Below are 7649 nucleotides of genomic sequence, written 5' to 3'. Positions count from 1 at the left end.
TTTTGTGCAAAAACTGTACTCTGTTGCCAAAAGTACGGCCAGCTTGCTCACATTCCCAAGGTTAAGCGGGATTTAAGGTGTTTACCCCTGCGTATTTTGAACTGACCGTCGGCATTATCGCCAACCAGCAGAAAGGCTCAATCAGCAATATTGAGGAGATCCTCTCTGACAGGGTTGGTACGGTGTCTGGCTATGCCTCGGAAGAGATACTCCGCCGCCAATACCCGGAGGCTGATATTGCATCCTTAAAATCGCCCCAGGACGGGCTTTTGAAGCTTGGTGATGGCGAGATCGACTATTTCATTGACTATGTGTTGTCATCAACCTACTACAGCCGAAAAATGTCCCTCCCGGAACTCAAGGTGGTAGGGCTGACAAAGCTTTCACTGCCTCTCAGTATCGCCAGCCGGAAGGATGAGCCTATACTCGCCGCCATTCTTGCCAAGGGGCAAGCCACCATTACCCGCAAAGAAGTCAACAACATCATCCTCCACTGGATGGAAAACGCCACTCATCGCCATCCCAGCCCACTGATGATAGTAGGGGTAATCCTGGCCGTGCTGATCATCATCGCCTTAATGGCCATGCTCTGGCGCCACCAGCAGGCTGATCATCAATAAATGAAATCCTCCCCTTGGCCAAATATGACAAAACGTGGATCAGGCGACGCTACGCGCCTGAATAATCCTTAAGCAAAAATCGTGATAACTGACTGCATGCGCAAAAAATAGCAGGCGCTACTGTGCAAGCTAATCGGCCATTGCCTGTCTGCCCGAAGGCAACTACCGCATCCCTGTCGCGACAACCGTAAATTAAATCAAACGACTATTCACTTATTTTGAACAGGCCAGTAAGCTTGCCCTGTTGAATAAGGAACTGTAGCGAATCATGGTCACTGCGTTTTCTCCGCCACCGGACTTTACCTGCAACAAGGAACTCGATATCGGCCACAATGACTGGGACAAGTCAGAATATCTGGCCCTGTCGCAAACGCAGATGGCACGCTTCTTTCCGACATTGGAAATCGACAACGGCCCCGTCACCGCGCCATTACACTATGCCGAAACCCCGTGGGATATCAACGGCACCCGCTTTAGCGACCCGCTCATCGAAGGACGCAACATCAGTGGCGAACAGCTGCTGAACCGGCGCCTTTATAATGACGGGCTGCTGGTACTGCACCGCGGCAGCGTAGTACACGAATCGTATCGCAACGGCCTGCGCCCCGAAGACCGCCATGTGATCCACTCCTGCAGCAAGTCCCTGTGCGCGATGGTCGCTGCCAAGGCCATTGATGAAGACAGGCTTGATACCCGCAAACGCGTCATCGATTTTCTGCCAGAGCTGGCCCAACATCGCAGCTGGGCCGATATTCGCGTCCAGCACCTCATGGATATGCAGGCCGGCCTGCGCTACAGCGAAAACTACGCCGACGACAATGCCGATTACTGGTCATACTCCCGCGCCGCCGGCTACTACCCGCCCACCGCAGAGCATCCGGCCATCGGCATTCGCCGCTGGACCATCGAGCAGCTGCATGAGCCCCAACACCCACCCGGCACCGCCTTTGTCTACAATTCCTGCCTGACCAATGTGCTGGCGATGGTGCTGGAAGCGGCCTGTGAATGCCCCTTTCCTCAACTGCTGGAAGACAAGCTCTATCGCCATATCGGCGCCGAGCAGACAGCCCTGTTCAATACCGATTCACAGGGCTTTGGCATCATCGAAGGGCAGATCAATCTGTGCCTGCGAGATCTGGCACGGGTCGGCATGCTCGCGTTGAATGAAGGGGTAACGGCGCTGGGCGAGCGTCTGCTGCCGGCACACTTCTTTCAGGACTGCTATCGCCCCGATACCGGCCTGCAGGCCGCCTATCATGCCGAAAACCGCGATCCGGTCTTTGCCGATGGGCAGTACCACAATCAGTTCTGGATCTTTGAGCCACATAAAAGCCGCTATGCCATGCTTGGTATTCACGGTCAGTTTGTCTGGATCGATAAGGCGCAGGAGCTGTTGATAGCGGGCCTCGGTTCATACCCGCATCAGGACAGTCATCTCATGCTGAAAACCCTCAACACCTTGTGGCAGGGGATTGCAGTCATGGCCCGCACACGCTGAGCGGGCCTCTGCGCCGCGAGAGCTCGCAGTGGCTGGAAGACTTGTTCATCAGCCGGTTAGAAGAATGCATCGGCCTTTTCAAAAGGCCTTATTTTCTGAATGGATATCAGTAAGTTACAGCCAGCCTGAACATTCTCACAACGCGCCATCCTGCGCTTTTCCCGTTTCAACTCTCCGCCACACCGCCGATATAACCCTACGCACCTTCCTGTAGAGACAATCGATGAACACAGGCGAAACCTATGCGACGGGTAAAGTCCCCAGCAATCCACGTTGGTTACTAGCCTGTCTGTTCCTGATGGAAATCCTGGTCTCGGCAGGACTCTATATATTTGTATTGCAAGAAGAAGAAAACCAGTGGGAACAGGACTTCAAAAACCAGAGCTTCCAACTGATGGCTGCGGCTGAAAATGGCCTTAAACAAATTGAGAATACCCTAACCCATCTTACCGCTTTTGCTGCCTCTCATGATTCGATAGCACGTAACACCTTCACTCATATTGCACAGCCGGTCTGGCGCGAAAACAATGATATCCAGGCCGTCGAGTGGATCCCCCGGGTACCCCATGCACAACGGGATGCCATGGAGAAAGCAATCAGGGATAACGGTTTCCCCACATTTCGCTTTACTGAACGCAACCAGGACAACCAGCTTGTGACCGCAGGCAAACGTGACGTCTATTATCCGGTCTATTATCTGGAGCCCCACAAAGGCAATGAAGCCGCCATGGGCTTTGACCTGGGATCCAACATCGCCCGACTGACAGCCATCAACAACGCCAGGGATACGGGAAAAACGTCAGCCTCGTCCCCCATCAACCTGCTTCAGGCAAACAGCCAGCACCGGGGCATCTTGCTATTCTCTCCCGTATTTAGCGGCGACAACCGCTCCCCTGAAACATTCAGGGGTTCCATGTTGATTGTATTGAACATGAACACGTGGTTTTCCTCACTCTGGCGAGACCACCACCTGTCTTTACCCTCACACGTGACCCTGGTGGATATTTCAGACACCGACACGCCGCACAACCTGGTTTCGTTTCCCGACACGGCATCCGGCACATTGGCAGAGAAACACCTTCGCGTCAGCCGACTCATCCCCCTCGCAGACCGCCGCTGGCAACTGGTCATTGAGGCCACGGAAAAACCACTGAGCCACCACATGGTTGCCGGCGGCGGCGCCGGTGCCCTGTTTCTGTCCATGGCCGTGTTGACGCTGGTGATTCGCCAGGCAATAAACCGTAAACAACTGGTAGAAAAGACGGTCATAGAACGTACACAGCAACTGATCGAAGCCAAGGAACGCACAGAGCATGAACGGCGGTTTGTCACCAGCATTCTTGATAACACCCTGGATGGCATCATCACGATTAATGCCAAGGGGATGATTGCTTCGTTTAACAAGGGCGCACAAACCATTTTTGGCTATACCCCGGAAGAAGTCCGGCACCAGAATGTCAAAATGCTGATGCCGGAACCTTACCACTCCCAGCACGACGGTTACCTTGCCAATTACCTGAAAACCGGTGATGCCAAGGTCATTGGTATTGGCCGTGATGTGATCGGTTTGCGAAAGAATGGGGAAGAGTTCCCGCTCTGGCTGGGAATCAGCGAAATCGAGTCTGGGGGTGAAACGCTCTTCATCGGTATGGTGCGGGATTGTACGGAAAAGAAACAGGCTGAGGACAAACTGCTCGAAGCCAAGGAACGTGCTGAACAAGAACGCCTGTTCGTCACCAGTATTCTTGATAACACCCTGGATGGCATCATCACGATTAATGCCAAGGGGATGATTGCTTCGTTTAACAAGGGCGCGCAAACCATTTTTGGCTATACCCCGGAAGATGTCCTGCACCAGAATGTCAAAATGCTGATGCCCGAACCTTACCACTCCCAGCACGACGGTTACCTTGCCAATTACCTGCAAACCGGTGATGCCAAGGTCATTGGTATTGGCCGTGATGTGATCGGTTTGCGAAAGAATGGGGAAGAGTTCCCGCTCTGGCTTGGAATCAGCGAAATCGAGTCTGGGGGGGAAACGCTCTTCATCGGCATGGTGCGGGATTGTACCGAGAAGAAGCAGGCGGAGGACAAGCTGCTCGAAGCCAAGGAGCGTGCTGAACAAGAACGCCTGTTCGTCACCAGTATTCTTGATAACACCCTGGATGGCATCATCACGATTAATGCCAAGGGGATGATTGCTTCGTTTAACAAGGGCGCGCAAACCATTTTTGGCTATACCCCGGAAGAGGTCCTGCATCAGAATGTCAAAATGCTGATGCCCGAACCTTACCACTCCCAGCACGACGGTTACCTTGCCAATTACCTGCAAACCGGTGATGCCAAGGTCATTGGTATTGGCCGTGATGTGATCGGTTTGCGAAAGAATGGGGAAGAGTTCCCGCTCTGGCTGGGAATCAGCGAAATCGAGTCTGGGGGGGAAACGCTCTTCATCGGCATGGTGCGGGATTGTACGGAGAAGAAGCTGGCCGAGGATAAACTGCTCGAAGCCAAGGAACGTGCTGAACAAGAACGTCTGTTTGTCACCAGTATTCTAGATAACGCCCTGGATGGCATCATCACGATCAACGCCAAGGGCAAGATCGCTTCATTCAACAAGGCCGCCCAGACGATTTTTGGTTATTCCCCTGAGGATGTCCTGCACCAGAACGTCAAAATGCTGATGCCCGAGCCTTACCGCTCTGAGCACGATGGATACCTTGCCAATTACCTGGGAAGTGGCGATGCCAAAATCATAGGCATTGGCCGTGAGGTACCCGGATTACGGAAGAATGGCGAGGAGTTCCCACTCTGGCTGGGTATCAGCGAAATCAAGGTCGGGGACGAATCCCTCTTTATCGGCATCGTGCGCGATCGAACAGAGAGAAAGCGTATTGAGGAAATGCGCAAGAATATTATTTCCATTGCCAGCCATGAACTCAAAACCCCTCTCACTGCGATGCATGGTGCGCTCGCCATGCTGCAGTCCGGCATCGTCCCCCCGGAATCACCGCAATTCAAGGAACTCTTAGCGATTGTTGAAAACAATTGCAAGCGACTGTCACGCATGGTCACCGATATGCTGAACCTTGAACGCATTGAAAGCGGCGCCCTGTCCCTGGACATGGCAACAACCGACCTGTGCGCGCTGGTCAATACCGCCATTACGGATGACCAGTATTATGCTCAACAGTATCAGGTCACCCTGCAGGCGGAGACGCCTGACGAACCCGTGGAAACCATGGTCGATGCGGACAAGCTTCACCAGGTACTGACCAACCTGATCTCCAATGCGGTCAAGGCGTCGGAAGCCGGCGACAGCGTCACCGTTCGACTCTCCCGTCAGGCCTCTGATAGCCAGGTGATGATTGCTGTCGAGGACCATGGCACAGGGATCCCCAAGTCATTCCAGGATCACGTTTTCGACAAATTCGCCCAGGCCGATGACCTGAACACCCGAAAGCATGAAGGCACCGGCCTGGGGTTGAGTATCTGTAAGTCCATCATTATGGAACACGGCGGAACCATTGATTTCGAGTCAACGGAAGGGGAAGGGACAACCTTCTATGTCCGGCTGCCGCTGGCGTGAGCAACCCGTCAGGCGGACACTTGCTGGAGGACACAGGCCCGCATGGGCAGGCTGATGGTCACTGTCGTCCCCCCCCGGGGCGTTGTGTCGAACGCCATTACACCGTCATGTTCTTTCACGATGGCATTCGTGATGGTTAACCCAAGCCCTACTCCGCCAAACCTGCGGATGGCAGACCCGTCACTCTGGGTGAACTTGTCCAGCATCTCTCCCTGCCCGGTATCCGGCATCCCGACGCCATGATCCACGATCACCACATGGGCCACCCCATCCTCAACCGTGATCGACACCTCCACGCGCTGCCCGGATTGTGAGAATTTACAGGCATTCGACACCACGTTGGTAAACGCATGCACCAGCTGCTTATGATCGGCCTGGACATAACAGCTTGCCTGCGTTGTCTCATTGCTGATCACAACACCGCATTTTTCCGCCAGCACACGGTTCAGACTGCAGGCCTCTTCCAGGACTTCCACCAGGTCAACACGGGTCATATGGAATTGCATCTGACCATTTTCAATCTGCTCTATGGCCAGCATGTCCACCACCATGGCCAGCAACCGGTCCAGGCTGTCACTCGCCATCTGGACAATATGCTGCGCCGACTCGGTCAACGTCATGACGGCGCCACTGCTGAGCAATCCCAGCGCACTCTTGATCGTTGTCAGGGGGGTTCTCAGCTCATGGTTGACATTGGCAATGAACTCGCCTTTCAGGCGGTCGAGTTCACGGCTCAGGGTCAAATCCCTGATCACCACGCAGAATCCGTTATCCTTGGCCTCATTCAATCGTGTGACGGTCAACTCCATCGGGAAACGGGCGCCATCGGGCTTAACACCATCATATTTATGGGTGATCAGGTGTTGCCGTTGCTGCATCGCGTTCAGCAGCTCCATCACCGCACGGTCTTCATGACGATCATCCGAACTCGCCCGATAGAGAAACCGGCTGAAATCATGTCCGATCACCGCGCCCTCAGCGCAGTCAAACAGCTGCTCTGCCACGCCGTTGCTGGTCATGACACACCCCTGTTCATCCAGGGTAATGATGCCGGCCACCACACTGTCCAGAATCGCCCGCAGGTAGGCCTCCCTGGCCGCCAGGTTTGTCTCGGCGATTTCCCTTAACCGATTTTCATTGATGGCCTCAAAGATGCCCAGCCCCGTCTGCAAGACGGCCTGCAGGGTTTCGATATCATGCTCCTGAAATCCCCGTTCACGGTTGGCCAGGCAAACAATTGCCATGACCTGGTTTTTCACGACCAACGGGATAACGGCGACGGATTCCACGGCAGGGAAACCGGCAGGAAACCCAAAGCGCTGGGGTTCATCCCAGCAGTCACTGTCGATGAACTGTCGTCCGGAAGACATGGCATGACGCAGGGAGGCATGGCAGTTCACGGTATCCATGGGAGACAGCTCATGCCCGGTCTGGTTCATCGTTTCATAGCCGTCGCCCCGGCATTTCACGGCAACGTAGTGAAGGGCTGAATGCCCACCATCCTCCTGCACCTGGGCCAGGTAACCGCAACCACTTTCACTGAGATGCATCAGATCGGCAAGGAAGCACGCGTGGAAGTGGTGGTCATCAAAACCGCGGATATAATCTTTCTGCAAGGCTGTGACAATTCTCAGCCGCTCATTTCTTTCATAGAGGTGCATTTCCCGTTCACGCAGTTTCAACCGCATTTTGTCGAAGGCGCCAATCAGGTCACCCACCTCATCAGGCCCCGGGTGAGGCAGGGGCGTATCATAAGCGCCGCGGGCATAATGTCTTGACGCATCCACAAGCTGCATCAATGGACGTGTGATCCAGTATTCCTGGATGAATGCGATCACGATGATGGCGATCAGCAGTATCAACCTTAAATCCCGCTTAACCTTGGGAATGTGAGCAAGCTGGCCGTACTTTTGGCAACAGAGTACAGTTTTTGCACAAAACG

At 54.2% G+C, this 7649-nt stretch carries 4 protein-coding genes; 3 read left to right on the top strand and 1 reads right to left on the bottom strand.

Annotated elements, in window-relative coordinates:
- Positions 1-77 precede the first annotated feature (77 nt).
- The 3 genes from ABD892_RS05655 to ABD892_RS05645 all read left to right on the top strand — a co-directional run bounded on the left by ABD892_RS05655 (position 78) and on the right by ABD892_RS05645 (position 5707).
- Positions 78-620, top strand: coding sequence for a type 2 periplasmic-binding domain-containing protein (locus ABD892_RS05655; RefSeq protein WP_345194435.1), 543 nt, complete (start codon positions 78-80; stop codon positions 618-620).
- Positions 621-888: 268 nt separating this feature from the next.
- Positions 889-2118, top strand: coding sequence for a serine hydrolase domain-containing protein (locus ABD892_RS05650; RefSeq protein WP_345194434.1), 1230 nt, complete (start codon positions 889-891; stop codon positions 2116-2118).
- Positions 2119-2341: 223 nt separating this feature from the next.
- Complete coding sequence (locus ABD892_RS05645; RefSeq protein WP_345194433.1) at positions 2342-5707, top strand: PAS domain S-box protein; 3366 nt, start codon at positions 2342-2344, stop codon at positions 5705-5707.
- Positions 5708-5715: 8 nt separating this feature from the next.
- Here the strand turns inward: ABD892_RS05645 and ABD892_RS05640 are convergent.
- The coding region (locus ABD892_RS05640; protein WP_345194432.1) for an ATP-binding protein at positions 5716-7649 on the bottom strand (1934 nt) is incomplete at its 5' end.

The sequence above is a fragment of the Kistimonas scapharcae genome (assembly GCF_039540975.1).
In the GTDB taxonomy this organism is placed as follows: domain Bacteria; phylum Pseudomonadota; class Gammaproteobacteria; order Pseudomonadales; family Endozoicomonadaceae; genus Kistimonas; species Kistimonas scapharcae.
Note: the sequence above shows the minus strand (reverse complement) of the source record. Positions and strands in the feature narration are given on the sequence as shown.